General features: G+C 73.2%; 26 protein-coding genes. 9 read left to right on the top strand and 17 right to left on the bottom strand.

All coding sequences use genetic code 11. The annotated features are described in order from the left end of the window. Window positions 1–27 precede the first annotated feature (27 nt). Together OO52_RS30860 and lnt are read left to right on the top strand one after the other, a co-directional pair. Window positions 28–492 carry a nuclear transport factor 2 family protein gene (locus OO52_RS30860; protein ID WP_030654926.1) on the top strand — a complete coding sequence of 155 codons (465 nt, stop codon included), beginning with the start codon at window positions 28–30 and terminating at the stop codon, window positions 490–492. 100 nt (window positions 493–592) lie between these two features. Continuing rightward, entirely contained in the window at window positions 593–2,167 is a 1,575-nt protein-coding gene (gene lnt, locus OO52_RS30855) for an apolipoprotein N-acyltransferase (RefSeq protein WP_030654923.1), read from the top strand. Here the strand turns inward: lnt and OO52_RS30850 are convergent. Continuing rightward, window positions 2,085–2,996: a Gfo/Idh/MocA family protein gene (locus OO52_RS30850; protein ID WP_030654922.1), complete on the bottom strand. Its 912-nt coding sequence runs from the start codon at window positions 2,994–2,996 to the stop codon at window positions 2,085–2,087. The two genes, lnt and OO52_RS30850, sit on opposite strands and share 83 nt — an antisense overlap. Before the next feature lie 10 nt (window positions 2,997–3,006). After that, entirely contained in the window at window positions 3,007–4,182 is a 1,176-nt protein-coding gene (locus OO52_RS30845) for an FAD-dependent oxidoreductase (RefSeq protein ID WP_030654919.1), read from the bottom strand. 74 nt (window positions 4,183–4,256) lie between these two features. Here OO52_RS30845 and OO52_RS30840 point away from each other — a divergent pair, with 74 nt between their 5' ends. After that, window positions 4,257–4,889, top strand: a complete 633-nt coding sequence (locus OO52_RS30840; RefSeq protein WP_030654916.1) for a TetR/AcrR family transcriptional regulator — start codon at window positions 4,257–4,259, stop codon at window positions 4,887–4,889. 675 nt (window positions 4,890–5,564) lie between these two features. On the opposite strand, the gene OO52_RS30835 is transcribed toward OO52_RS30840, so the two are convergent. The 7 genes from OO52_RS30835 to OO52_RS30805 all read right to left on the bottom strand — a co-directional run bounded on the left by OO52_RS30835 (window position 5,565) and on the right by OO52_RS30805 (window position 11,687). Continuing rightward, a complete protein-coding gene (locus OO52_RS30835; RefSeq protein ID WP_030656447.1) occupies window positions 5,565–6,077 on the bottom strand; it encodes a hypothetical protein in 513 nt (170 codons plus the stop codon). Between the two features lie 109 nt (window positions 6,078–6,186). Continuing rightward, window positions 6,187–6,870 carry a uracil-DNA glycosylase gene (gene ung, locus OO52_RS30830; RefSeq protein WP_030656445.1) on the bottom strand — a complete coding sequence of 228 codons (684 nt, stop codon included), beginning with the start codon at window positions 6,868–6,870 and terminating at the stop codon, window positions 6,187–6,189. A gap of 119 nt (window positions 6,871–6,989) precedes the next feature. Further along, the gene (locus tag OO52_RS30825; protein ID WP_030656443.1) at window positions 6,990–8,567 is read right to left on the bottom strand and encodes an ABC transporter substrate-binding protein; all 1,578 of its coding nucleotides are present in this window, start codon (window positions 8,565–8,567) and stop codon (window positions 6,990–6,992) included. A gap of 193 nt (window positions 8,568–8,760) precedes the next feature. Beyond that, window positions 8,761–9,522, bottom strand: a complete 762-nt coding sequence (locus OO52_RS30820) for an SDR family oxidoreductase (protein ID WP_030656440.1) — start codon at window positions 9,520–9,522, stop codon at window positions 8,761–8,763. 21 nt (window positions 9,523–9,543) lie between these two features. After that, on the bottom strand, window positions 9,544–10,305 hold the full coding sequence (gene fabG / locus OO52_RS30815; RefSeq protein ID WP_030656438.1) for a 3-oxoacyl-ACP reductase FabG: 762 nt from the start codon (window positions 10,303–10,305) through the stop codon (window positions 9,544–9,546). Window positions 10,306–10,452: 147 nt separating this feature from the next. Beyond that, window positions 10,453–10,902, bottom strand: a complete 450-nt coding sequence (locus OO52_RS30810) for a DUF3037 domain-containing protein (RefSeq protein ID WP_030656435.1) — start codon at window positions 10,900–10,902, stop codon at window positions 10,453–10,455. Then, on the bottom strand, window positions 10,899–11,687 hold the full coding sequence (locus OO52_RS30805) for a HipA family kinase (RefSeq protein ID WP_030656433.1): 789 nt from the start codon (window positions 11,685–11,687) through the stop codon (window positions 10,899–10,901). The genes OO52_RS30810 and OO52_RS30805 overlap by 4 nt, the downstream gene beginning before the upstream one ends. 170 nt (window positions 11,688–11,857) lie before the next feature. On the opposite strand from OO52_RS30805, the gene OO52_RS30800 reads away from it, so the two are divergent. Further along, window positions 11,858–12,307 (top strand): Rieske (2Fe-2S) protein, encoded by a 450-nt coding sequence (locus OO52_RS30800; protein ID WP_030656431.1) that lies wholly within the window; start codon window positions 11,858–11,860, stop codon window positions 12,305–12,307. 6 nt (window positions 12,308–12,313) lie between these two features. Here OO52_RS30800 and OO52_RS30795 read toward each other — a convergent pair whose 3' ends face one another. Next, window positions 12,314–12,958, bottom strand: coding sequence for a cysteine hydrolase (locus tag OO52_RS30795; RefSeq protein WP_030656429.1), 645 nt, complete (start codon window positions 12,956–12,958; stop codon window positions 12,314–12,316). Window positions 12,959–13,057: 99 nt separating this feature from the next. Here OO52_RS30795 and OO52_RS30790 point away from each other — a divergent pair, with 99 nt between their 5' ends. Then, window positions 13,058–13,528, top strand: coding sequence for a pyridoxamine 5'-phosphate oxidase family protein (locus tag OO52_RS30790; RefSeq protein WP_030656427.1), 471 nt, complete (start codon window positions 13,058–13,060; stop codon window positions 13,526–13,528). A 16-nt stretch (window positions 13,529–13,544) separates the two neighbouring features. On the opposite strand, the gene OO52_RS30785 is transcribed toward OO52_RS30790, so the two are convergent. Beyond that, window positions 13,545–14,447, bottom strand: coding sequence for a LysR family transcriptional regulator (locus OO52_RS30785; RefSeq protein ID WP_030656425.1), 903 nt, complete (start codon window positions 14,445–14,447; stop codon window positions 13,545–13,547). Window positions 14,448–14,521: 74 nt separating this feature from the next. Here OO52_RS30785 and OO52_RS30780 point away from each other — a divergent pair, with 74 nt between their 5' ends. Beyond that, complete coding sequence (locus OO52_RS30780; protein ID WP_199820044.1) at window positions 14,522–15,463, top strand: DMT family transporter; 942 nt, start codon at window positions 14,522–14,524, stop codon at window positions 15,461–15,463. Window positions 15,464–15,581: 118 nt separating this feature from the next. Here the strand turns inward: OO52_RS30780 and OO52_RS30775 are convergent, their stop codons facing one another. After that, window positions 15,582–16,913, bottom strand: coding sequence for an aminotransferase class I/II-fold pyridoxal phosphate-dependent enzyme (locus OO52_RS30775; RefSeq protein WP_106972092.1), 1,332 nt, complete (start codon window positions 16,911–16,913; stop codon window positions 15,582–15,584). A 51-nt stretch (window positions 16,914–16,964) separates the two neighbouring features. On the opposite strand from OO52_RS30775, the gene OO52_RS30770 reads away from it, so the two are divergent. After that, window positions 16,965–17,645: a pyridoxamine 5'-phosphate oxidase family protein gene (locus tag OO52_RS30770; RefSeq protein ID WP_030656420.1), complete on the top strand. Its 681-nt coding sequence runs from the start codon at window positions 16,965–16,967 to the stop codon at window positions 17,643–17,645. Window positions 17,646–17,655: 10 nt separating this feature from the next. Here OO52_RS30770 and OO52_RS30765 read toward each other — a convergent pair whose 3' ends face one another. The 3 genes from OO52_RS30765 to OO52_RS30755 all read right to left on the bottom strand — a co-directional run bounded on the left by OO52_RS30765 (window position 17,656) and on the right by OO52_RS30755 (window position 20,543). Beyond that, a complete protein-coding gene (locus OO52_RS30765; RefSeq protein WP_030656417.1) occupies window positions 17,656–18,609 on the bottom strand; it encodes a DMT family transporter in 954 nt (317 codons plus the stop codon). Between the two features lie 199 nt (window positions 18,610–18,808). Further along, the gene (locus OO52_RS30760; RefSeq protein ID WP_030656415.1) at window positions 18,809–19,813 is read right to left on the bottom strand and encodes an EamA family transporter; all 1,005 of its coding nucleotides are present in this window, start codon (window positions 19,811–19,813) and stop codon (window positions 18,809–18,811) included. A gap of 130 nt (window positions 19,814–19,943) precedes the next feature. Continuing rightward, on the bottom strand, window positions 19,944–20,543 hold the full coding sequence (locus tag OO52_RS30755) for a Clp protease N-terminal domain-containing protein (protein WP_234328792.1): 600 nt from the start codon (window positions 20,541–20,543) through the stop codon (window positions 19,944–19,946). Window positions 20,544–20,786: 243 nt separating this feature from the next. Between OO52_RS30755 and OO52_RS30750 the strand changes: the two genes are divergently transcribed. Next, complete coding sequence (locus OO52_RS30750; RefSeq protein WP_030656411.1) at window positions 20,787–21,215, top strand: type II toxin-antitoxin system Rv0910 family toxin; 429 nt, start codon at window positions 20,787–20,789, stop codon at window positions 21,213–21,215. A 98-nt stretch (window positions 21,216–21,313) separates the two neighbouring features. Here OO52_RS30750 and OO52_RS30745 read toward each other — a convergent pair whose 3' ends face one another. Continuing rightward, the gene (locus OO52_RS30745) at window positions 21,314–21,949 is read right to left on the bottom strand and encodes a PadR family transcriptional regulator (protein WP_030656409.1); all 636 of its coding nucleotides are present in this window, start codon (window positions 21,947–21,949) and stop codon (window positions 21,314–21,316) included. A gap of 234 nt (window positions 21,950–22,183) precedes the next feature. Here OO52_RS30745 and OO52_RS30740 point away from each other — a divergent pair, with 234 nt between their 5' ends. Then, complete coding sequence (locus tag OO52_RS30740) at window positions 22,184–22,996, top strand: PhzF family phenazine biosynthesis protein (protein ID WP_030656406.1); 813 nt, start codon at window positions 22,184–22,186, stop codon at window positions 22,994–22,996. 8 nt (window positions 22,997–23,004) lie between these two features. Here OO52_RS30740 and OO52_RS30735 read toward each other — a convergent pair whose 3' ends face one another. Then, complete coding sequence (locus OO52_RS30735; protein WP_030656404.1) at window positions 23,005–23,805, bottom strand: CPBP family intramembrane glutamic endopeptidase; 801 nt, start codon at window positions 23,803–23,805, stop codon at window positions 23,005–23,007. Window positions 23,806–23,905 lie beyond the last annotated feature (100 nt).

Raw genomic sequence — 23,905 nt, 5'->3', positions numbered from 1 at the left:
GCGCCCGCCGTGCCCAACACTGTGCCGATGACCCAGCGTGCGGAGTTCGCGACCGTGAGGGACCGCCTGGCCGTGGACGACCTGGTCACCGCGTACGCGGTGACGGTGGACGACGGCGACTGGACGGCGTACCGGGGGCTGTTCACGGCGGACGGACGCGCCGACTACCGCTCGGCGGGCGGGATCGAGGGCGACGCCGGACAGGTCACCGCCTGGCTCGCCGAGAACCTGACCCTGTTCGCCATGCGCCAGCACCTGATCGTCAACCGGCAGGTCCGCTTCGGCATCCTGGACCAGGACACCGGCGACACCGCCCGGGTCCGCGCCGACTACCTCAACCCCATGCGCTTCACCGGCCCCGACGGCTGCGCCGCACCGGACCTGGTGTGCGGCGGCCGCTACGACTTCGGACTCCTGCGCACACCGGACGGCTGGCGCTTGCGGGAGGTCGTCGTACACGAGAAGTGGCGCCGCGGTCCCGGCGCTCCCTAGGCGCGCCCGGCCGCCGGACCACCGCCCGCCCGGGCCGAAACGCGCAAGCCGCCCCGCTCACCGCGCACACTGGACCTATCGCTGGGTAGGGAGGCTCCCTATGAGGACGATCAACCGCTGGCTGACCTCCCCCTGGCGCCGCTCGGCCGCCGCCGCCCTCGCCGGTGCCCTGCCGGTGCTCTCGTTCCCGGCCCCCGCGCTGTGGTGGTTCGCGTACATCGCGCTGGTGCCCTGGATCCTGCTCGCCCGCTCCGCGCCGACCGGACGGCGGGCCGCGTACGACGGCTGGTGGGGCGGCATCGGCTTCCTGACAGCCGTCCACCACTGGCTGCTGCCGAGCCTGCACGTGTTCATCTTCCTGATCGCCGCGCTGCTCGGCCTGCTCTGGGCGCCCTGGGGACTGCTGGTGCGCCGGTTCCTGGGCGGGGTGCCGTCGGCGGGCCGGTGTGCGGCTGCCCTGGTAGTGCTGCCGTCGGCCTGGCTGGCGGTCGAGCTGGTCCGGTCCTGGCAGGGGCTCGGCGGGCCGTGGGGCATGCTCGGCGCGAGCCAGTGGCAGGTGGGCCCGGCGCTGCGGCTGGCCTCGGTCGGCGGGGTCTGGCTGCTCAGCTTCCTGGTGGTGGCCGTCAATGTGGCGGTGGCCGTGCTGCTCGCCGTCCGCGCCTCGCGGGTGCCGGCCGTGGCCTCGCTGGTCGCCACGGCCGCCGCGGCCTCCGCCGCGTGGGCCTGGGCGCCGCGTCCGGACGTCGACGGGCGGGTGCGGATCGCCGTCGTACAGCCGGGGATCGTGGCCGGGCAGGACAGTGGGGACAAGCGGTTCGCCCTGGAGGAGCGGCTGACCCGGCGGCTCGCCGGGCAGGGCGCCGACCTGGTCGTCTGGGGGGAGTCCAGCGTCGGCTTCGACCTGGACGACCGTCCCGACCTGACCCGGCGGCTCGCCGCGCTGTCCCGCGAGACCGGCGCCGATGTGCTGGTGAACGTGGACGCACGCCGCTCCGACCGGCCCGGCATCTACAAGAGTTCGGTGCTGGTCGGCCCGGACGGCCCGACCGGCGACCGGTACGACAAGATGCGGCTGGTCCCGTTCGGCGAGTACATACCGGCCCGTTCGCTGCTCGGCTGGGCCACCTCGGTGGGCCGCGCGGCCGGCGAGGACCGGCACCGCGGCACCGAACAGACCGTGATGAACGTCGGTCACGGACTGCGGATCGGCCCGCTGATCTGCTTCGAGACGGCGTTCCCGGACATGAGCCGGCACCTCGCCGAGGACGGTGCGGACGTCCTCCTCGGCCAGTCGTCCACCTCGTCCTTCCAGCACAGCTGGGCGCCGGAGCAGCACGCCTCGCTGGCCGCGCTGCGCGCCGCGGAGACCGGCCGCCCCATGGTGCACGCCACCCTCACGGGCGTCTCGGCCGTGTACGGCCCGGACGGGCAGCGCCTCGGCCCGTGGCTCGCCACCGACGCGAGCGCCACGCGCGTGTACGACGTACCGCTCGCCCACGGCGTCACGCCGTACGTCCGCTACGGCGACTGGCCGGTGGACGCGGCGCTGCTGGTGCTGGCCGCGCTGGGCGTGACCGAGGGGGCGCGGGCGCTCAGGCTGCGCCGCGGCGCTCCTGAACCGCTCGGACCACCCGCTCGCACAGTTCATGAGTCGCCAGCGCGTCCCTGGCGCTGAGCGTCTTCCCGGCCCGCACGGCGCCGAGGAACGTGAGGGCCGCCTGCTCGATGCCGCGCTGTCGGGCCACCGGCACCCAGTCGCCGCGCCGGCGCACGGTCGGCTGCCCCTTGTGGTCGATCACCTCGGCGAGGTTGATCACCTGCCGCTTGGTGTCCTGCCCGGACACCTCCAGGATCTCCTCGGCGGAGCCGCTGAGCCGGTTCATCACGCCGAGCGCGGTGAAGCCGTCGCCGCCGAGCTGGAGCACGACGTGGTGGAGCAGCCCGCCCTCGGCGCGGGCGCGCACGGTGACGTCGTCGACCGGGCCCGGCACCAGGAACCGCAGGGTGTCGACGACGTGGATGAAGTCGTCCAGGATCATCGAGCGCGGTTCCTCGGGCAGCCCGATCCGGTTCTTCTGCAGGAGGATCAGCTCGCGCGGGTGGTCCAGGCACTGGGCGTACCCGGGGGCGTACCGGCGGTTGAAGCCGACGAACAGGGAGACGCCCCGCCGCTCGGCGAGGCCGACCAGCCGCTCGGAGTCGGCGAGTTCGTAGGCGAGGGGCTTGTCCACGTACGTCGGCACGCCGGCCTCCAGCAGCCGGGTGACGATCTCGGGGTGGACCGCGGTGGGCGCGTGCACGAAGGCCGCGTCGAGGCCGGCGGCGAGCAGCGAGTCCAGGGTGGCGTGCCGCTGCTCCTGGGGCAGGTGCAGGCTGTCGCCAACCCGGTCCAGGGTGGCGGGCGTACGGGTCTGCAGGTGCAGTTCGACCCCCGGCTGCGTGCCGAGCACCGGCAGATACGCCTTCTGCGCGATGTCCCCGAGTCCGATGCAGCCGACCTTCACGTGCTCTCCCCTACGGCTTGCCTGCGTGTTTCCTGCCGGAAGCATACGGGGGCCGCCAGTCGGCGATGCCGTCGAAGCCGCGCAGGAAGAGCGCGGGCCCGGCCTGCGACAGGGCCGCGATGACCGTGTTCCGTACGGCCACGACGGCCCGGTTCCCGGCCATGTTCAGGCGGGCGACCCGGACGGCCTGGCGGGCGATGGCGGTCGTGCGCGGGAGCCGGTCCGCGGTGTAGGCGGGCAGGTCGCCGCTGTGGTGGGCGAGGACGACGGCGTCCTCGAGGGCCTGGTTGCCGCCCTGGCCGAGGGTCGGCGGCATGGCGTGGGCGGCGTCGCCGAGCAGGACGGTCCGGCCCGAGTGGTGGGCGGGAAGGGGCCGGGCGAGGTGGTGGACGTCGTGCCGGAGCACGCCCTCGGGCCGGGCGGCGGCGAGCACGGCGGGGATCGGGTCGTGCCAGTCGCCGTAGCGGCGCAGCAGTTCGGCCTTCTCGTCGTCCGGGGCCCGCTCCCCCGCCGGGAGCGTGGCGGCCGCGTAGGCGTAGACCCGGCCGTCCTTGAGGGGCTGGGTGCCCCAGATGCGGCCCCGCCCCCAGGTCTCGTGGGGGGCGAACTCGGCTCCGGGCACGGGGATCAGCAGGCGCCAGGTGGTGAACCCGGCGTACACCGGTCCGGGATGGGCGGGGAACAGGGCAGGGCGGACGCGGGAGTTGACGCCGTCCGCGCCGACGACCAGGTCGGCTTCCAGCTCCTCCTCGCCTGCGGTCACGCGTGCGGGGCGGTCCCGGTCGCCGGGGTCGGCGAGGCTCGCGGACGTCCCGGTGCGGACGGCGCCGGGCGGGAGCAGGGCGGCGAGCCGGTCGACGAGGGTGGACCGGGGCAGCAGGACCAGGGGGTCGCCGAAGCGGGCGGTCGCGGCCTCGGCGTCCGAGCGGGACAGCCAGCGCCCGCCCGGGGTGCGCAGTCCCCCGTCGCCCTGCCAGGCCGCCAGGTCGCGGATCTCGTCGCCGATGCCGAGGGCGTCGAGAGCGCGCAGGCCGTTCGGGGCGAGGGAGATGGCCGCGCCGACGGGGTCCAGGGCGGGGGCTCGCTCCAGCACGGTCACCGCCCAGCCCTTCCGGTGCAGGGCGGCTGCCGCGGCCAGCCCTCCGATCCCGCCGCCGATGACGATCACGCGGGCCGTCTCCGCCATGACCCCTCCTTCGCACTACACCTGTAGTACAACTGAATCTACTACAGCCGTAGTGGGAGGGATAGGGTCACCTCATGTCCGCACAGCGCCCCGGCACCACCGACGTCCCCGGCACCTCCCGCGCGGATCTCGTCGCCGACGCCGCCCTCACCCTGCTCGCCGAGCGCGGCATGCGCGGGCTGACGCACCGGGCGGTGGACGAGGCGGCCGGACTGCCGCTGGGCTCGACGTCGAACGTGGCGCGCACCCGGCAGGCCCTGCTCGAACTCGCGGTGCGGCGGCACGCGGAGCGCGAGGCACGGGTCCTGGCGCTGGCGGAGATGCCGGACCCGAGCGGCGGCCCCCGGGCGCTGGCGGACGGGCTGGCGCTCGCGGTCCACCGCTCCCTGACCCGCAACCGCGAACTGCTGATCGCCCGGTACGAACTGGCCCTGGAGGCCACCCGCCGGCCCGAACTGCGTGCCTTCTACGACCGGACGGGCGCCGTCTTCAAGGAACAGCTGACCGCGCTGCTCACCGCCGTGGGCTCACCCGACCCGGCCCGCCACGTGCTGTCCCTGGTCGCCTGGGCGGACGGACTGATGTTCTCCTGCGCGGCCGGCTCCTTCAGCAGCCGGACACCGGATCTGGAGGAGATCCGCACGGGGCTGCGGGAGCTGCTCGGGGGCCTGCTGGGCGTGCGGACCGGGGGCGCCGACGGCGGCTGAACGTCAGCACGGGTACGGCGCATCCCTCGGCGGGGGTACGCGGTCACCCGGACGGGGCACGGGATCGGGCTTCCCGGGTGCCGAGCCGGCTGCCGGCCCAGCAGAGTTGCGCGGGTGCATCGAACGACGACCACCGCAGCGCTTCTGGTCACCGTGGCCGTCTCGGCCCTCTCCGGCTGTGTGACGGTGCGGAGCGCGGCGCCCCCGGGGTCACCGCCGGACAGCGCGCCCTCGCGGCAGCCGGTGCCCCGGCCGGACGGCAGCGCGGAGCCCCGGGTGGTGCAGGCACCGGTCCGCGAGGCACTGGAGATGACGGGCCCGTCCCGGCGCCCGGAGCACTCCGGACCGCCCGCCCGGCACCGGGCCCCTGCCGCACCCGGCACCACTCACCGCCCGCCGGCCCCACCCGGGCCCCCGCTCCCGGCCCCCTCCCGCCGGCCGCACACCCCCGGGCCCCTCCCGCCCCCGGCGGTGACCCGCCCTCCGGACGTCTGCGCCCTGGGCAAGACGTACGGCGGCTGGCAGAAGGACGGTCCGGAAGCGAGGATCTGCGAACAGGCATACGGCCACCGACCGGCACCCCGAAGGCAGTGAACTCCCGGTGGTGCCGGGCAGCTTCAAGATCCGGCCGCGGAACCGGCTCCAGGGCCTGCCCGACAGGCCCTAGCCCTAGCCCTAGCCCTGGCGCGGCGGTCTCCAGCCCCCGCCGCCCAGCGAGCCGTCCTCCCCCAGCCGCAGTGCCAGGCGGCTGATCTCGGACCGGACACCCGCGCCGTAGCCGTCGTCGGCGAGGCACCGCGCGGCGCTGCGGGCCCGGCGCAGATGGCTGCGGGCGGCCTCGGCGCGGCCCAGCTTGGCGTAGTCGGCGGCCAGGTTGAGGTGCAGGGAGGGGAAGAAACCCCGCACGCTCGACGGGTCGGCTCCCACGCGGCCGTCGGCGATCTCCTCCGCCGCCGACAGCGCCCGCAGGTCCCAGGCGAGTTCGTCCGCCGGGTCGTCCTGGGTGTCGGCCAAGTAGTGGGCCAGGGTGCAGCGGTGCAGCGGGTCGCCGTCCTCCCCGACCTCCGCCCACAGGTCCAGGAAGCGGCTGCGGGCCTCTTCGCGGTCGCCTCCGTGGTGCAGCATCACGACCTGCCCGATCCGCGTCAGCACGGCGTCCGGCGCCGCCTGTTCCTGTCGCTCCACCACGGGTGCCCTCCGGGCCGTCGGCAATGGTTCGTTCCCGACGCTAACCGGCCCCGCGGGGATTCCTGGTCAGGCGGCGCCGTTGCGGTGGGGGCCCGGTCCCCGGCGGCCGTCACCCGAGATTCGGGATGCGCCAGTCGATCGGCTCGTGCCCCTGCGCGGCGACCGCCTCGTTGATCTGCGTGAACGGGCGGGAGCCGAAGAACTTCTTGGCGGACAGCGGCGAGGGGTGCGCGCCCTTGACCACCACGTGCCGGGTCTCGTCGATCAGCGGGAGCTTCTTCTGCGCGTAGTTGCCCCACAGGACGAAGACGGCCGGGTCGGGCCGGGAGGCCACCGCGCGGATCACCGCGTCCGTGAACTTCTCCCAGCCCTTGCCCTTGTGCGAGTTGGCCTCGCCGGCCCGGACCGTGAGGACCGCGTTGAGCAGCAGCACGCCCTGCCGGGCCCACGGCATCAGATAGCCGTTGTCCGGGACGGGCAGGCCCAGTTCCTCCTGCATCTCCTTGTAGATGTTCCGCAGGGAGGGCGGGGTCTTCACGCCGGGGCGGACCGAGAAGCACAGGCCGTGGCCCTGACCCTCGCCGTGGTACGGGTCCTGGCCCAGGATCAGGACCTTCACCTGCTCGTACGGCGTGGCGTCCAGCGCGGCGAAGACCTCCTCACGCGGCGGGTAGACGGGACCCCTCGCCCGCTCCTCCTCGACGAACTCGGTCAGCTCCTTGAAGTAGGGCTGCTGCAGCTCGTCGCCCAGAACCCCGCGCCAGGACTCGGGCAGCATGGCGATGTCGGTCACGTCAACGTCCTCACGGTGTCGATCAACCACGGTGTGGTCACTTCCAGGTTTCCGAACCTACAGGCGACCACTGACAACCGGGGCCGCGAGAGCCGTTCCACCCGGCCCGACGACCGGGCTCACCAGCTGGTCTTGCGGTGCAGTGTCCACATCATCATGATCGTCGAGGGGTCCAGGGCCTGTTCGCCGCCGGAGATGTCGACGTTGGCCGCGAGGAACTGCCGGCCCTGCCACAGCGGGATCAACCGGGCGTCGTTCACCATGATCCGCTGGGCCGCCTCCACGTCCTTGACGGTCTGGGCGCGGTCGCTCTCCGCGCGCGCGTGGGGCAGCAGCCGGTCGGTGATCTCCTCGGCCGGGTAGGGCGTACCGAGCGCGTTGTGCTCGCCGACGAACGGGGCGATGAAGTTGTCGGCGTCCGGGAAGTCCGGGAACCAGCCGCGCCCGAACACCGGGTACTCGCCGTTCTGGTAGCCGACCACATAGCTCTTCCAGGGGCGGCTCTTGAGGGTGATGGTGAACAGGCCGGAGGCGTCCAGCTGCCGCTTCAGCTCCCGGAACATCAGGGCCGTCTCGGAGCCGTAGCGGTCGGTGGTGTACCAGAGGGTGAGCGGGACGGGCCGGGTGATGCCGGCGTCGGAGAGGATCTTGCGGGCCTTGGCGACGCTCGGTTCGCCGTAGTCGTCGAAGAACGGGGTGGCGTGGCCGGTCAGGCCCTTGGGGACCATCGAGTACAGCGGGTCGACGGTGTCCTTGTAGACCTTGTGCGCGATGGCGCCCCGGTCCACGATCTGGGCGATGGCCTTGCGCACGGCGGGCTGCTTGGCCCAGGGGTCCTTGGGGTTGAACACCAGGTAGCTGATGTCGGTGCCGGCGCCGTCGACCAGTTGCAGGTCCTCGCTGTCGTGCTCCTGGAGCGCGAGGATGTCGTCGGCGGCGAGACCGCGGTAGGTGACGTCGATCTGCTTGTCCCGCAGCGCCTTGACCATGCCGGCGGAGTCCTTGAAGTAGCGGATGGTCACCGCGTCGTTCTGCCGCTTGGCGAAGCCCTGGTAGGAGTCGTTGCGCACCAGGACGGCCTTGCCGCCCTCCTCGTAGGACTGGAGCTTGTACGGGCCGGAGCCGTGGACCGTGGTGTCCTTGCGCAGGGAGTTGGCGGGGTAGTCGTCCGGGTCGACGATCGACATGGCGGGGGTGGCCAGCACGAACGGGAAGGTGGCGTCGGGCTGGTTGAGGTGGAAGACGATCTCGCGGTCGCCGTTGGTCCGGACGCGGTCCAGGCTGCCGAGCAGCCCGGCGGGGCCGCCGGGGGCGTCGATGGTGCGGATGCGGTCGATGGAGTGCCGGACGGCCTCGGCGGTCAGCGGGTCGCCGTCGGCGAACTTCAGGCCCGCGCGCAGCTTGCAGCGGTAGGTGCGGCTCGTGGAGTCGGTGAAGGAGCAACTCTCTGCGGCGTCGGGCTGGGGGGTGGTGGCGCCGTTCGGGTAGGCGAGGAGCGTCTGGAAGATGTTCCGGTACAGCTCCCAGGAACCGTCCCAGGCACCGGCCGGGTCGAGGGTGCTGGGGGCGCTGGTGGTACCCACGACGATCGGCCCCTGGCTGTCGGGGTCACCGTCGGACAGCAGACTGCATCCGGCCACCAGGGATATGGACGCGATCGCCGCGACTCTCCGCAGGAATCGGTTCCGGTTGAACACGCGCACGCTCCTCGATCTGCCATACCAAGGGTCGGCAGACCATACCGCAGCGTCAGGGAGCCTGAACCTGCCCGAATTCAGACCTTCTTGATCGACTGAGCGTTGACGACGTTGTCATTCCGCTGTGCGGACTCTGTACGGCGTTCCGGGCGCCGATCCGTCCGAAAATCGACGCCCGGAAGAGATGCGCGGCTCAGCCCACGCCGGCGTTGAGGAAGATGCCGCCGTCCACGACGAGGGTCTGACCGGTGATCCAGTCGGACTGCTCGGAGGTGAGGAACGCGGCGGCCCCGCCGATGTCGGAGGGCACACCGAGCCGGCCGAGCGGGTAGGCGGCCGCCGCCTCCTCCTCACGGTTCTCGTAGAGGGCCTGGGCGAACTTGGTCTTGACGACCGCCGGGGCGATCGCGTTGACCCGCACCCTGGGCGCGAACTCGTGCGCGAGCTGCTGGGTCAGGTTGATCATCGCGGCCTTGCTGACGCCGTAGGCGCCGATGAAGGGCGAGGGCGCGAGGCCCGCGATGGAGGCGATGTTGACGATCGCGCCGCCGTTGTCCTTCTGCCAGGCGTGCCAGGTCTTCTGGGCGAAGCCGAGGGCGGAGATCACGTTGGTCTCGAAGACCTTGCGGGCGACGTTCAGGTCGAGGTCCGCCATCGGGCCGAACACCGGGTTGGTGCCCGCGTTGTTGACGAGGAAGTCGACCCGGCCGAAGGCCTCCATGGCGCGTTCGACGACCTCGCTCTGGTGGTCGAGGTCGTGGGCCTTGCCGGCGACGCCGATGACCCGCTCGGCGCCGAGCTTCTCGACGGCTTCCTTCAGGGCGTCCTCGCCCCGGCCGGTGATGCACACGCGGTCGCCGCGCGCGATCAGCGCCTCGGCGACGCCGTAGCCGATACCGCGGCTGGCGCCGGTGACGATGGCGACCTTGCCGGACGGCTCCGGGAGTTCAGTCATGTCCGTGTTACCCCTGGATCCCTAGTCGAGCGGTCCGCCGGCGACGTACAGCACCTGGCCGGAGACGAAGCCGGCGGCCTCGCCCGTGAAGAACGCGATGGCGTTGGCGATGTCCTCGGGCTCGCCGACGCGCTGCACCGGGATCTGGGTGGCGGCGGCCTTCTTGAAGTCCTCGAAGCCCATGCCGACCCGGTCGGCGGTGGCCTTGGTCATCTCGGTGGCGATGAAGCCGGGGGCGACGGCGTTGGCGGTGATGCCGAACTTGCCCAGCTCGATGGCGAGGGTCTTGGTGAAGCCCTGGAGACCCGCCTTGGCGGCCGAGTAGTTGACCTGGCCTCGGTTGCCGAGCGCAGAGGAGGAGGAGAGGTTGACGATGCGGCCCCAGCCGGCGTCCACCATGTGCTTCTGGACGGCCTTGGTCATCAGGAACGAGCCGCGCAGGTGCACGTTCATGACCGTGTCCCAGTCGGAGACGCTCATCTTGAACAGCAGGTTGTCGCGCAGCACGCCCGCGTTGTTGACCAGGATGGCCGGGGCGCCCAGTTCCTCCACGATCCGGGCGACGGCCGCTTCGACCTGCGCCTCGTCGGAGACGTCCGCGCCGACCGCGATGGCCTTGCCGCCGGCCGCGGTGATCTTCTCGACGGTGTCCTTGCAGGCGGCCTCGTCCAGGTCGATCACGGCGACCGCGCGACCCTCGGCCGCCAGTCGTACGGCGGTGGCGGCGCCGATGCCGCGCGCCGCGCCGGTGACGACCGCGACCCGCTGTTCAGTGGTGGACATTGCTGTGTCTCCTCGCCCTTGAGAGAACCTGTCGGGCCCTCGGAGAGGACCCCTGGTGCGGTGAGCGACCGCTTAGTACCTTCAGCACCCGTGACGCTAGAAGCCCTGACACCCGGTGTCAACGGCACATCCGCCCGGTGTGATCCATTACCTCACCAGGAGGTCCAGCAACCGCTCCGTCTCGGCGGGCGGGTCGGTCGTCAGGCCGGTGTGCACGGGGCCGGGCTGGACCACGGTGGAACGGGGCGCGATCACCCAGCGGTAGCGGCGCCCCGCGTCGTCGCCGGCCGCCTGCCCGGCCTGGTCGCCGCCCGCGCAGTGCCGCTCGATCGCCCGGAGCGCGGCGCGCACCCCGGCGACATCGGCGTGCGGGTCCAGAGCGAGCAGCCGGGCCTCGTCCAGATGGGTGCGGGCGCCGACGTAGCCGCGGGCGCGGCAGTACACGACCACGCCCGCGTTGACGCACTCCCCGCGCTCCACTCGGGGCACGACCCGCAGCAGCGCGTACTCGAACACGTCCCGGTCGCCGCCCTGGCCCGCCCGGGTGATGTGCCGCTCGGTCACATGGCCGGCCATGTGGATGTGGCGCTCGCTCACTTGCCCTCCTCGGTTCCGGAGCCGTTACCCGTGCCGATGCCGGTGATCCGCTCGGCGATGACGGCCGCCCGCGCGAGCAGCGGCCGCGCGTAGGCCCGGCGCAGGTCGTCCGGGGTGTCGAAGCCGGGCTCGCCGGCGAGCCAGACGTCGGGGATCTCGGCGGTGACCTCGGCGAGCAGGTCCGCGGTGACCCGGGGGGCCAGCTCGGCCGCGGCGGCGGACACGTCCGGGGCGAAGCCGGCGAGGGCGTGGTCGGAGGCGTCGTACGGGCGGGCCGCCGAGGCCTCGGCGGCGGGCCAGTTGTGGTGCCAGATCATGGTGGCGCCGTGGTCGATGAGCCACAGCTCGCCCTGGTGCACCAGCAGGTTGGGGTTGCGCCAGGAGCGGTCGACGTTGTTGATCAGCGCGTCGAACCAGACGATCCGGCCTGCCTCCTCGGGGCTCACCGGGAAGGCGAGCGGGTCGTAGCCGAGGGCGCCGGACAGGAAGTCCATGCCGAGATTGGTGCCGCCGCTGCCCCGGAGCAGGTCCTGCACCTGCTGCTCGGGCTCGCCGAGACCGAGGACCGGGTCGAGGTGGACGGTGACCAGGCGGGGCATGCGGAATCCGAGGCGCCGGGCGAGTTCGCCGCACACCACCTCGGCGACCAGCGTCTTGCGGCCCTGTCCGGCGCCGGTGAACTTCATGACGTACGTCCCGAAGTCGTCGGCCTCGACGAGCCCCGGCAGCGAGCCCCCCTCACGCAGGGGCGTGATGTAGCGGGTCGCGGTGACTTCCTTGAGCATCGCCCCAGGTTACTGGCGTACGGCCCGGCGTCCGACCGTCGGCCCACAGCCGTCGCTTACGGCCCGCTGATCACCGGACGGGAAGGATCTGGGCGCACGCCTGAACGGCCGCCGTCCCCGGGCCGTACCCCATGACGCATCACGAGAAGCTCCGCGGAAGGAACCCTCACATGACCAGCCCATCCCTCCACCCCGCAGCGGGACCGGCCCGCCGTACCGTCATGGCGGCGGCCGGAGCGGCGGGGCTCGCCGCCGCGCTGACCGCCTGCGGTTCCGGTGACGACTCGTCCGGCACCGTCGACACCGGCTCGAAGTCCGGCGGGACCACCGGCGGCACCGCGCTGGCCAAGACCGCCGACATCCCCGAGGGCGGCGGCAAGATCTTCAAGGACCAGGGCGTCGTGGTCACCCAGCCGTCGGCGGGCACCTACAAGGCGTTCTCGTCCAAGTGCACCCACCAGGGCTGCGCGGTGGGCAGCGTGGCGAACGGCGTGATCGTCTGCCCGTGCCACAACAGCGAGTTCTCCGTGACGGACGGCAGCGTGAAGAAGGGGCCCGCGACGCGGCCGCTGCCCGCAGCGGAGATCACCGTGTCCGGCGACGAGATCAAGCTGGCCTGAGCGGGCTCAGCGCCGTCCGCGTGCCCGTTCGAGGCAGCCGAGCAGCTCGTCGGTGGTCGCGACCGTGGCGACCAGCGCGAGGGTGTTGCGGACCAGCGCGGGGGTGTAGTCGGCGGGCACCCCCGCGATGGCGTCGGCCGGGACGACGGCGGTGTAGCCGAGGTTGACGGCGTCGAACACCGCGTTGGGAACGGCCACGTTGGCCGAGACCCCGGTGACGATCAGCGTGCGGCAGCCGAGGTTGCGCAGCAGGGCGTCGACCCCGGTGCCGTGGACCGGGGACAGCCCGTGCAGCCGCCGTACGACGAAGTCCTCCTCGGCGACCTCGATCGGGGGCGCTACGCGGACCGCCGTACTGCCGGTCAACTGCTGTACCGGAAGCCGCTCGGCGGCCCGGAACAGGCGCGCGTTGCGGTTCGCGCCCCGGCCGTCGGGGCGGCGCTCGGCGACCGCGTGGATCACCTGCACCCCGGTCTCGTGGGCGGCGGCGACCAGCCGGGCCACGTTGCGCAGGGCGCCGGAGGAGCGTGCGGCGCGGGCGAGTTCGGGCAGTGCGCTGTCGGGGCCGACGACCCCCTGCTGGCACTCCACGGTGAGCAGCACGGTGCTCGCGGGATCGAGGAGGTCGTCGAGTCGCTCGTACGACGGCATGGCAGCGCCTCCTTGCAGACGACGGCTTCTCTTTTCTGACGTGATGTCAGAGGATCACACCATAGTTTTCCGACACGACGTGGGAGAAGAGGGGGCCGCATGACCGTCACACAGCAGCGCCGGGGCCGGAAGATCATGATGACGCCCGGCGAGCTGGACGAGTTCCTCACCGCCCAGCGCACCTGCCGGGTCGCGACCGTCTCGGCCGACGGCGCACCGCACGTCAGCGCGCTGTGGTTCGCCTGGGACGGCACGTCGCTGTGGCTGTACTCGGTGGTGCGCAGCCGGCGCTGGGCACAGCTGCGCCGCGACCCCCGGGTGGCCGTCGTGGTGGACTCCGGCGAGGAGTACGACCAGTTGCGCGGGGTCGAGCTGTCCGGCCGGGTGGAGTTCGTCGGCGAGGTGCCGCGCCGGGGCGAGCTGTGCGCCGAACTCGACACGGCCGAGACGCTGTTCGCGCGCAAGAACTTCGGCCTGGACGAGATGCCGCACGACGGCCGGCACGCGTGGGCCCGGCTGACCCCGGAGAAGATCGTGTCGTGGGACTTCCGGAAGCTGGGCGGGGCGTAGCGCAGGACCCCGGGTCTCAGTCCAGCTTCCGGGCCGCCGTGCGCAGCGCCTCGACGGCGGCGCGGATGGAGGGCCGGCGGTCGGCGTCCGCCCGCCAGACGACGTACACATGGCGGCGCACGCGCTGCTTGAGCGGCACCAGGACCACACCCTCGGGCACCGGGTGCCGGCCCAGCAACGGCGCGATGCACACGCCCAGTCCGGCCGCGACGAGCCCGAGTTGGGTGTGGGTCTCGCCCGCGCGGTGGCCGACGATCGGCTCGACGCCCTTGGACCGCAGGGTGAACATCAGCCACTCGTGGCAGAACTCGCCCTCGCCCCAGGTGATCCACTCGTCCTCGGCGAACTCGGTGAGGTCCACCTCGTCCCGGTCCGCGAGCCGGTGGGTGGCGGGCATGGCGACCTCGGCCGGGTCGTCCAGCAGGGGTGCCTTGACCAGGCCGTCGGGCACGGGCATCGGCTTGTTGTACCAGTCCAGGACCACCGCGAGATCGAGATCGCCGCGCACGACCCCGGCGATGCCCGCTTCCGGCTCCAGCTCGCTGGAGCGCACGCGCAGCCCCGGGTGCTCGGTGCGCAGCGCGCCGAGCGCGGCGGGGAACAGGCCGCGGGCGGCGGTCGGGAACGCCGACAGCCTCAGTTCGCCGACGACCTGGCCGCGGTGTGCCTCCAGGTCGGACTGGGCCAGCTCGACCTGCGACAGGATGCGGGCCGCGTGCTCCGACAGCAGCCGGCCGGCGTCCGTGAGCCGTACGCCCCGGCCGTTCTTGGCGAGGAGCTGCTGGCCGACCTCCCGCTCCAGCTTGCCCAGCTGCTGCGAGACCGCGGACGTGGTGACGTGCAGCGCGTCGGCGGCGGCGCTGACCGAGCCGTGCCGGGCCAGGGCGTCGAGGGTGCGCAGGCGCTCCAGGTTCAACATGTAAGCGATTCTAAGAGGTACCAGGTGAGAAATTTCGATTGTGCTACGAGATTGTCTCCAGCATCGTGGAGACCATGAGCACGGTCACCGCATCGACCCGAACCAGGTCGCAGTCCCCCGCCCCCGCCCGGACGCGCGCCCGCCTCGACTGGCGGGTCCGTTTCGGTGTCCTGTCCCTGATCTGGGGCTTCAGCTTCCTGTTGATCAAGGTGGGGACCGAGGGGTACGCACCCTTCCAGGTCACCCTCGGACGGCTGGTGTTCGGCACGGCGGTCCTGGTGGCGGCGATGGCGGTGAAGCGGGAGCGGCTGCCGCGCGGGGCCCGGCTGTGGGGGCACATGGCGGTCGCCGCGTTCCTGCTGAACGCCCTGCCGTTCTCCCTGTTCGCCTACTCCGAGCTGACGATCCCGTCCACCCTGGCCGGCATCTGCAACGCCACGTCGCCCCTGTGGGGCATGGCCCTGTCCCTGGTCGCGCTGTCCGAGGACCGGCCGACCCGGGTGCGCATCGCCGGGCTCGGCCTGGGCTTCCTGGGCGTCCTCACCGTGCTCGGCGCCTGGCAGGGCTTCCACGGGCTGGACGCCACGGGTACGGCGATGGCGCTGCTGGCCTCGCTGAGCTATCCGGTCGGCTGGATCTACGTGCGGCGGACACTGGCCGGCACGGGGAACTCCCATCTGTCGATGACCGGGGGGCAGTTGCTGCTGGCGACCGTGCAGCTCGCCGTGGTGACGCCGCTGTTCACCAGCGCGCCGGACCACTTCCCCGTCGTCCCGCTGCTGGCGGTGGCCGCGCTGGGCGCGTTGGGGACCGGGCTGGCGGTGCTGATCCAGTACGGGCTGGTCGCCGAGGTCGGACCCACCACCGCCCAGATGGTCACGTACTTCATCCCCGTCATCGCGACGGCCGCGGGGGTGGCGATCCTCGGGGAGTCCCTGCGGTGGACCACGCCGGTGGGGGCGGTGATCGTGCTGGCGGGGGCGGCGCTCACGCAGGTGCGGGGCAAGGGCGCGTGAGGGGTCGGCCGTGGGGGTGCGGGGTCCGCGGTGGCCCCACGCGCCCACGCGGCGGAGCCTCGCATCGATGCCGCGCCCCTCTCGACGCCCCCTGGCCACGCGCCCCTCTCGGCCTCCGCTAGCCATAGGTGCGGGCCGGACTCGGGCGTACCGCCGCCGCCACCGCGTCGGCCAGCGGAGCGATGTCCTGCGCGGTGAGCGGTGAGACCGTGATGCGGACCGCCTGGGGGGAGGCCAGGCGGAAGCGGGCGCCCGGGGCCACCGCCCAGCCCCTCTGGAGCAGGCGGGCGATGGCGCCCGTCTCGTCGGACACCGGCACCCAGACGTTCATGCCGCTGCGGCCGTGCGCGACGACCCCCCGCTCCGCCAGCGCGTCGACCAGGCCGGCCCTGCGGGCCCGGTACGACCCCGCCACCGCCGCCCGGTCGACCGCGTCGTGGCTCCAGAGGTGGGCCACGGCCCGTTGCAGGACGAGACTCACCCAGCCGGGGCCCAGGCGCTGGCGGCCGCGGACCCGGTCGACCGTGACGGGGTCCCCGGCGAGGACGGCGAGGCGCAGGTCGGGGCCGTAGGCCTTGGCGGCGGAGCGGACGAAGGCCCAGTGCCGGGTGACGCCCGCGAGGGGGTGCAGCGGCAGGTCGACGATGCCGTGGCCGTGGTCGTCCTCGACGAGCAGCGTCCCCGGGTGGTCCCGCAGCACCGCGCGCAGGGCCCGCGCGCGCGTGGCGGTGACCGAGGCGCCGGTCGGGTTCTGGGCCCGGTCGGTGACGATCAGGGCGCGGGCCCCGGACTCCAGGGCGCGGCGCAGGCCGTCCGGGCGCGGTCCGTCGTCGTCCACGCCGACCGGGACCGTGTGCAGGCCGAGGGCGGGGACGAGGTCGAGGAGGCTGCCCCAGCCCGGGTCCTCGACGGCGACCGTGTCGCCGGGCCTGAGGTGTGCGGTGAGGACGCGTTCGACGGCGTCGAGGGAGCCGGAGGTCACGGTCAGCGGGCCCGCGGGGACGCCGTCGGCGTCGAGTTCGGCGCGGGCGAGGCGGACGAGGACCGCGTCCACGGGGTCGTCGCCGTAGAGGACGGGCCGGCGGTCGCCCTGCTCCGCCGCCGCCGCGAGGGCCGGGCCGAGACGGGGCAGCAGGGCCGGGTCGGGATTGCCCGTGGAGAGGTCCCGGCCTCCGGGGGGCACCTCCACGCGCAGCTGCTCGCGGCCCGTGGTGGCCGGCTTGGACCGGATGCGGCTGCCCCGGCGGCCGGCCGTCTCGATCACCCCGCGCTCGCGCAGGATGCGGTAGGCGGCGGCGACCGTGTTCGCGTTCACCCCCAGCTCGGCCGCCAACTCCCGCATGGGAGGCAGGGCTTGGCCCGGTTGCAGCTCACCGGTGCCGACCGCCTGCTCGACGCCGGCCGCGATCTCGGCTGCGCCACGTCCCCTGATCCGATATTCTCCTAGCACAAACGACATTATGCACTAGTGCAAAACTCGCCGCCATCGGAGGGGACCGACATGCAGGGCACGACCGAGGACACGCGGGCCGCCGCCTACACGCCGACCGACCGGACCGTGCCCACGCGCTCCGCGGAGCGGGCGTCGTACGACAAGGAGCTGGTCCACGCGATTCTGGACGAGGGGTACGTGTGCCACCTCGGCTTCGTCCGGAACGGCGCCCCGGTGGTGCTGCCGACGCTGTACGGCCGGGTCGGCGAGCGGCTCTACGTGCACGGTTCGACCGGCTCCCGGCCGCTGCGGATGACCGGCCAGGCCGACCCGGGTCTGCCGGTGTGCCTGACGGTCACCCACGTCGACGGGCTCGTGCTGGCCCGCTCCGCCTTCCACCACACGATCAACTACCGCTCGGTCGTGGTGCACGGCGTCGCGCACGAGGTCACCGACCCCGAGGAACGGCGGCTGGCCCTGGACGCGCTGGTCGACCATGTCGTCCCGGGCCGGGCCGCCGACTCCCGGCCCGCGAACAAGAAGGAGCTGGCCGCCACCGCGGTCATCCGCCTGGACCTGGAGGAGGTGTCGGCCAAGGTCCGCACCGGTGACGCCGGCGACGAGCCCGAGGACATGGACCTGCCGCACTGGGCCGGGGTCGTCCCGCTCCGCAAGGGTTACGCCACACCGGTCCGCAACGCCGACCTGGCGCCCGGCATCGAACTGCCGGACTACCTGGCGGCGCGGTAGCGGCGCAGGGTCACACCGGGGCCGGTTCCCGCCGGCCGGCCGCGCGGGTCTCGCTCACCGCCAGGCCCGCGACCGCGCCGAGCATCAGCAGGGTGCCGGCCGCCGTGGTCACCGTGAGCCGCTCACCGAGCAGGGCGACGGCGAGCACGGCCGCGGTCACCGGCTCCAGCAGCATGATCACGGAGACGGTCGCGGACCGGACGACGGCTGCTCCGGCGAAGTAGAACGCGTACGCGAGGGCCGTGGGCACGGCGGCGACGTAGAGCAGCAGCCACAGCAGCCGGACCGGGTGGGCGGTGTGCGGGAGCAGCCCCTCCGCCACCGCGAACGGCAGCAGGCACAGGCTGGTCACGGCGAAGGCGCCCACCGTGGTGCCGGCGGCGTCGGCGCCGCCGGCCCTCCCCCACCAGCGGGTGAGCAGGGTCATCGCGCCGTAGCCCGCCGCCGAGGCCAGGGCCAGCAGCACACCCGTCGGCCGTACGGTCGCGGCCGAGCCGCCGAAGGTGAGCACGGCCAGCCCGGCGAGCGCACCGGCGACCGCCGCGACACCGCCGGCGCCGAGCCGTTCCCCGAGCAGCAGCCGGGCGCCGAGCGCGATGAGCACGGGGCCCGCGCCGAGGGTCACGACGGTGGCCACGGCCAGCCCGGTCGACGCCACCGCCGCGAAGTAGGCGGTCTGGAACACGGCCAGGCCGAGCCCGGTGGCCGGCGCCCTCACGAGCGTGCGCCGCAGCCGCAGGGGCCGGGCCGGGCCCGTACGGCGGACGCGCGGCCGCAGCAGCCGGCCGGCCAGCAGGAGGGCGAGCCCCAGCGCGCAGCGCCAGAAGGAGAGGGCGAAGGCGCCCATGTCACTGGTCCGGTACACCAGCGAGGCGGCGGCGCCCACGGTGCCCCAGGCGGCACCGGTGACGATCAGGTAGAGCAGGCCACGCCCGACGGGCAGGCCTGAAGCAGGGTGCGACAAGGTCGACAAGGGAATCTCTCCGCAGAAGCGCACGTGGAGGTGCGGAAGTTCGGGAGCGTCCCGCTTCGGCGGGGCGCACGGACTTCATCTGCGGGCAGCACCGTCCGGCCCGGCGCGCACGCGCCGGGCGAGACCCGGAGGCCCGCCTCAGGCGGCCGGGGGCGAGAGGACGAGTGCGAGGTGCGCCATGGCCGGGACTCTAGGCGGCCGTACCCCGCGCGGACAACTCCCTTTCCGCGCCACCCGAGACGACCGGCTCCGAGGAACCTCCGGCCGGGGTGGCGGACTGGGCGATGAACGCGCCGACCAGCACGACCGCGCCCCCGGCGACCTGCGGCGCGGACAGGTGCTCGCCGAGCAGCACCCAGGCCAGCACGGTCGCGATGACCGCCTCCAGACAGGCGACGACCCCGGCGACCTGCGGCGACAGCCGGCGCACGGACAGCACGCCGGTGACGTACGCGATGACTGTGGCGACCAGCACGATCCAGGCGAGCAGGGCGACGGCCGGTACGGCGGTGCCGTTCAGCTGCGCGGAACCGGTCAGCACCGACCAGTCCATGCTCCAGGGGCGGGCCACCGCGGTCAGGACGGCGGCGCCGACGAGCAGCCCGTAGGCGATGACGCCGAGCGGGTCCGGCGCCGCGTCACCCGCGTCGCTGCCCTGGTCGGACAGTACGAAGTAGCCGACCTGGCAGCAGGCGGCGCCGAGGGCGAGCACCAGGCCCAGCGCGTCGAAGCTCAGGCCGGACCAGACCTCGACCACGCAGGCGAGACCGCCGGCGGCGAGGACCACGCCGAGCGCGGCGGCGCGGCTGACGGGCCGCCGCTGCACGAACCGCACCCAGCCCAGCACCAGGGCGGGAGCCAGGTACTCGACGAGCAGGGCCACGCCGACGGGTATCCGGGAGAGCGCGGCGAAGTAACAGGCCTGGACACCGGCGACGGCGAGCAGTCCGAACCCGGCGAGCAGCGCCGGCCGGCGGCGGGGCAGCGCCCGGTGCCGGATCGCGACCGGCAGCATCACCAGGGCGGCGCCCGCCACCCGCAGCCACACCACGTGGAGCGGGTCGAGCCCCGCCTCGATCAGCGGCTTGGCGGCCACTCCGGACCCGCCGAAGGCCAGCGCCGAGCCGAGCGCTAGACCGAGCCCGGCTCCCTTGCCGGGGCTGTCCTGACTGCTCACAGACGTACGCACCGGCACATGATGACAGGCGACGACAGGAGCGTCACCCCCGGTGACACCTGTCTCAGCTGGTGGACGAGCCCGTCAGCGGGGACGAGAGGGCCAAAAAAGAGGGGGCAGAGGGCCGGGACGGAGCGGAACCAAGGGGTCAGCGGGTCGGCCCGCCGTCGTCGGCGTACACGTCCGCTCCCGACTCGATCCGCGCGGACAGTTCGCGCGCGGGGATGCCGGCGCGTTCGAGGACCTCGACCGCCCGGGACCGCGGGTCCGCGGCGAGCGCCGCGAGCAGGTCGGTGCCGGCGACGCGGGGCGCGCCCCGCCGCCGGGCACGCGCGCGGGCGTCCGCGAGCGCGGCGGACGCGGCGGGGGACCAGCCGTCGGCACCCTTGCCCGGAGCGTCGAGACCGGCGGGGCCGACGGGGCCGGCCGGAGCGGGGACGAGGGGAATCGCGCCCGAGTCCTCCACGCTGCCCTGCCAGCGCAGTCCGTAGCCGATGCTGCGCTGCACCAGGTAGCCGAGGACCCGGGCGAGCCGCTGCGGACCCCCGACGGCGGCGCGGGCCTCGGGGTCGTGTTCCAGCAGGGCGTGCAGCAGATGGGCGGTGTCGGTGTGGCGGTCCCTGTCCCGGACGGCCCTCCGGCGGGCAGCGGCGACCACCGCTGCCAGCTCGGCACCGAGCCCGGCAGCGCCGTCCTGGTGCGGAACCGCTGCGTCATCGGCGGTCCGGTGGGCTGTACGGGGTTGCACATCCCCTACCTCATCAGCCTCAACGGGACGGGGCATCCACGAGGGGAACCATTTTCGCGTCCCACGCGGAGTGGACATCGGCGACCCGGATCTCATCCTTACGGAGGAGATCAGACCGATCCCGCGCACGGACGGGACCTCCCACACAGTTCCTGACGGTTCATCAATATTGAATGTTCGCGCCCGTGCGGCTACGTTCCGCGACACCGTAGCCCGATACGCCCGATCCGAAGGGGTGGTCGCATGGCCGAAGTCAGCGCGGAGGCACGCATCCAGGCGCCGGCCGAGAAGGTGTGGGCCCAGCTCACCGACTGGCCGTCGTACGGGGCGTGGAACGCGACCCACACCAGCTTCCCGCGGGGCGGCCCGGAGACCCTGGCCGTGGGCGGCACGTTCCAGGAGAACATGAAGCTGATGGGCTTTCCGGCGCAGGTCGACTGGACCATCGAGGAGCTCGAACCGGCTCGGGTGTTCGCGATCCGCGGCAAGGGCCCGATGGCGGTGACCGTCGCCACCCGCTACACGCTGACCCCGGACGGGGACGCCACGACCCTCCGCATCGACGGGGAGTTCACCGGCGCCGCGGTGTCGTTGATGGCGGGCAAGCTCAAGGACTCGGCGGCGGCCGCGCTGAACGAGTCACTGCGCAAGCTGGACGGCCTGGTGGCCTGAGCCGAGGGGCACCCGAGCCGGAACGGACGAAGGCGCCCCGCGCGGATACCGCGGGGCGCCCGGACCGTCGTGCGGCGACGGCTCGTGTATTACGAGGCTCAGTGCTCGTCGGCGAGGATGAGGTACAGCTTCTTGCGGGCGTCGTTGATGACGGCGAGCGCCTTCTCGCGCTGCTCCTTGCTGCCGGTCTTCCACACCTGGCCGAAGGCCTCCATCAGGCCGAAGCCCGCCTGGCGGATCTCGGTGAGGGCCTCCCAGTCGACTCCGCGCGAGGCCTCCTCCCAGGGGGCGTCCGGCCCCTCGTCGGCGACGGCGCGTCCACTCTCGGTCAGGGAGAACAGCTTCTTGCCGCCCTCGCTCTCGCTGACGATCAGACCCTCGTCCTCCAGCAGTTGGAGGGTCGGGTAGACGGAGCCGGGGCTGGGCTTCCAGGCGCCGCCGCTGCGTTCGGCGATCTCCTGGATCATCTCGTAGCCGTGCATGGGCCGGTCCTTGAGCAGGGCCAGGATCGAGGCGCGTACGTCACCGCGCCGTGCCCGCCCGCGCGGACCGCCCCTACCGCGCGGCCCCCAAGGACCCGGTCCGAAACCGGGTCCGCCGGGACCGAAGCCCGGTCCGCCGGGGCCGAAGGGCCCGAAGGCGGCCCGTCGTCCGTCGAAGCCACCGAAGCCGCCCATGCCCCGCCGGCCGGGGCCCTCGTGCCGATGTCCACGCTCGAAACCGTGGGTGCGCATCGTGATCACTCCATTCCATCGTTGATCTGTCACGTCTGCATCGCATATCGTTCGCGATGCTTCAACGATATATCGGAACCGATCGCCTGACAACCCCCTTCCCGGCGAGGGGGAACGTGATGCACAGGGGCGCGCGCCCGCTGGTCCCCGTGCGGCGGGCCAGGCCGGGAATCAGTCCGGCATCCCCGAATTGGCCTTGGTCCGGGGGCCGTCGCAGCCGCTAGCGTCGGCGCCATGCGCATCCGAATCGTCGACGCCTTCACCGACCGCCCCTTCGCCGGCAATCCGGCCGGGGTCCTGCTCCTGGACGACGTCTTTCCGGAGGACGACTGGCTCCAGAACGTCGCCATGGAGGTCAACCACGCCGAGACGGCTTTCGCGCACCGGCTGCCCGCGGGCGGCGAGGCGGACTGGGCGCTGCGCTGGTTCACGCCCGTCACCGAAGTCGCGATGTGCGGCCACGCCACCCTCGCCACGGCCCACGTCCTGCACACCACCGGCGCCCACGAGGGTCCGGTGCGGTTCGCCACCCGCAGCGGCGTGCTGATCGCCACGCCCGGCGCGGACGGCTCGATCACCCTCGACTTCCCGACCGCCCCGCTGACGCCGGTCGACATCCCGGCCGGGGTGGCCGAGGCGCTCGGCGCGCGGCCGGTCGCCGCGTTCGACACCGGCCCGAACGTCGGTGACCTGCTGGTCGAACTAGCCGACGAGAAGACCGTGCTCGGCCTCTCCCCCGACCACCGGGCCCTCGGCGCCTACTCCTCGCGCGGCATCATCGCCACCGCCCGCGCCGACGACCCGGCCCGTGGCTACGACTTCGTCTCCCGTTGCTTCTTCCCGAACGTCGGCATCGACGAGGACCCGGTGACCGGCAGCGCCCACACCGCGCTCGCCCCGCACTGGTCCACCCGCCTCGGCCGCGACGACCTCACCGGGCTCCAGGCCTCCCGCCGCACCGGGCTGGTCCGCACCGGCCTGCGGGGCGGGCGCACCCTGCTCACCGGCTTCGCGGTGACGGTCATCGACGGCGAACTGCGCGCCTGAGGGCTCGCTCAGGCGGTCGGCAGCCAGCCCACCTTGCCCGCGAGGAGGGCGTAGCCGACGAACGCGCCGATGTCGAGCAGGGAGTGCGCGACGACCAGCGGTCCGACCCGGCCCCAGCGGCGGTACAGGTAGACGAACACCACGCCCATGACCATGTTGCCGAGGAAGCCGCCGATGCCCTGGTAGAGGTGGTACGAGCCGCGCAGGACCGCGCTGGCCACCAGTGCCGCCCCCGGGGTCCAGCCCAACTGCCCCAGCCTCCGCAGCAGGTAGCCGACGACGATCACCTCTTCGAGGATCGCGTTCTGCAGCGCGGAGAGGATGAGCACCGGGTACTTCCACCACACGTCCGGAAGTGCCTCGGGTACGACGGTGAGGTTGAAGCCGAGGCCGCGGGCGGCGAGGTAGAAGGCGATGCCGGTGCTGCCGATCACGGCCGCGATGCCGGCACCCCGGGCGAGGTCTGGCCAGGGACGGGTGCGGTCGAAGCCGAGGGTGCGCAGGCCCGCGCCCTCGCGCAGCAGCAGGTGGGCGACGAGTGCCACGGGGACCAGCGCGGTGGCGATGCCGAAGAGCTGCCAGGCCAGGTCCAGCCAGGGGCGGCCGGGGGCGGCGGAGGCGTTGAGGGTGGCCGCCTGGTCCTTCAGGCCGCCCGGCTTGGTGACCGAGCCGATGAAACTGATCAGCGCGGACACCCCGCTCGCCCCGAGCGAGAGCGCGAGGACGAGCAGCGTCTCGTCCCGCAGGATCCGCCGCGGGTCGCGCTGCCGCGCCGCGGAATCGGCCACCGAGTCAGCCTCCACCTGCACCCCTGCCTCCAGCCGGCTCACGGGCCACTGGCCCACCCTTCGCCTGGCAAGGATCGCAGAAGGAACTGTGAAGGGCGCGCCATGCCCCCCGCCACCCCGA

The sequence above is a fragment of the Streptomyces flaveolus genome (assembly GCF_000716535.1).
GTDB classification, from domain to species: domain Bacteria; phylum Actinomycetota; class Actinomycetes; order Streptomycetales; family Streptomycetaceae; genus Streptomyces; species Streptomyces flaveolus_A.
The sequence above is the reverse complement of the archived record's forward strand: the minus strand, read 5'-3'. Positions and strand labels throughout refer to the sequence as shown.